The sequence below is a fragment of the Virgibacillus sp. M23 genome (genome assembly GCF_034190895.1).
Lineage (GTDB): Bacteria > Bacillota > Bacilli > Bacillales > Amphibacillaceae > Virgibacillus > Virgibacillus salarius.
This window is the reverse complement of record NZ_JAWDHA010000326.1, coordinates 1-415: the sequence shown is the minus strand read 5'-3', so window position 1 is coordinate 415 and position 415 is coordinate 1. Positions and strand designations below refer to the sequence as shown.

1 pseudogene is annotated in these 415 nt (G+C 41.0%); it reads left to right on the top strand.

Features of this window, described 5'->3' with window-relative positions:
- Positions 1-10: 10 nt before the first annotated feature.
- Positions 11-415, top strand: a pseudogene (gene yidC / locus RVS70_RS22795) (membrane protein insertase YidC); the annotation flags it as partial.

The window sequence follows — 415 nt, the reverse complement described above, 5'->3', positions numbered from 1 at the left end:
ATACATCTAAAAGGATAAAAAAACACAGAAAAAGCTTCAGCAGGAAACAATGGCTTTATTCCAAAAGCATGGTTTTAATCCATTGGCGGGATGTTTCCCGATTTTGATCCAGATGCCGATTTTAATTGGATTCTATCATGCGATCATGAGAACACAGGCGATTTCAGAGCATAGCTTCTTATGGTTTGACTTAGGAGAAAAGGATCCTTTCTATATTCTTCCTATCGTTGCCGGTGTCGCCACATTTGTTCAGCAAAAACTGATGATGGCGGGCAATGCGCAGCAAAATCCGCAAATGGCGATGATGCTTTGGATTATGCCAATTATGATTATCGTATTTGCGATCAACTTCCCGGCGGCTCTTTCTCTTTATTGGGTAGTCGGTAACTTGTTTATGATTGCGCAAACTTTCCTC